1 protein-coding gene is annotated in these 1,128 nt (G+C 69.9%); it reads right to left on the bottom strand.

From position 1 onward, the window contains the following. Positions 1-110: 110 nt before the first annotated feature. Positions 111-1,128 (bottom strand): PAS domain S-box protein (locus AB0M20_RS45040; RefSeq protein WP_364307767.1); only part of this gene is annotated, 1,018 nt, incomplete at its 5' end.

Raw genomic sequence — 1,128 nt, 5'->3', positions numbered from 1 at the left:
GCTGCCAAGATCGCGGGCGCTTGCCGCTGCGCGCAGGAGGTGCGGGAACTCCTGCCCGATCCCGAAACAGACGCGATGCTTCGCCACCCCTTTCCAGGTGACGGGCGGGGCTAGTAGCGGAACTTGTGTCGAGCGCTGCGCCGGTTCACCCGGGCCGGTAACTCTTCCAGGTTGTCGCCATGGGGCAGCTGCTCGTCCCGCTCATGGCCCTGGGTGAAATCCCGCATCGTCACTACAAACCCTTGGACCAGGCGGTCCTCGCGCAGGTCACGGTACGTGACTTCGACCAGCACCTGGCTGTCGTCCGCCCGCATCAGCGAGCAGAACACCACACCGTCGCCGGAGCTGTGGAAGGCCTGACGCAGCTGGTTGCGATCGTCCGGATGCACCAGATCGTCGAGGGTGGCCAGCGGTGGAAGGTCGTCGGCGCCGAGCAGATCGCGCAGCGACGGACTGGCGTACCGGATGCGCTGATCCTCGTCGATCACCACCATGATGTCCGCGCTGTTCCGGATCACCGCGCGCAGATAGAGATCGCTGTCGCGGCGGCCGACCGCCTCCACCAGGGAGATGCGATCCAGCGCGAGCGCCGCCTGACCGGCCAGCACCTCGAGGGTGTCGCGAGTGGCGGTCAGGGTGTCCCGGCGACCCACCAGGATCAGGGCGCCGCCGCTGGGCCGGGCGACGGCGAGCGGCTCCAGCCAGAGCGGGCAGACCAGCGTGGCATAGTCGCGGTCCGCGTCCTCGATCCACCAGCTGCGGGGCGGCGGGCCGGCCTCCAGGCCGGGCACCGCTTCCAACGCGAGCTTACGGTTGTCGACCGCGAAGTCGATGCTGCGGATGGCGTCCGGCGGCATGAGCTGGGCGATCGCGGCTCGGACGGCCTCGTCCACGGCCGCCGTGTCGGCGGCGGCGACCAGCGCGGCGCTCGCCTGCCGCAAGCCGCGCTCACGCGTCAAGGCCTGGCCGTTCAGGGTCACCGAGTCGGTCAGCCGCGTGATGGTGAGCAGAAGCGTGATCGCACCGGTCACGGCGATCACCACGCCATCGCGAACCGTGCCGTTGACCGCCTCGATCAGCAGAACGACCGGCGGGGTGGCGACGGAGATGCCCAGCAGCGCCGCCCAG

This window comes from Actinoplanes sp. NPDC051633, from assembly GCF_040681735.1.
In the GTDB taxonomy this organism is placed as follows: domain Bacteria; phylum Actinomycetota; class Actinomycetes; order Mycobacteriales; family Micromonosporaceae; genus Actinoplanes.
Note: the sequence above shows the minus strand (reverse complement) of the source record. Positions and strands in the feature narration are given on the sequence as shown.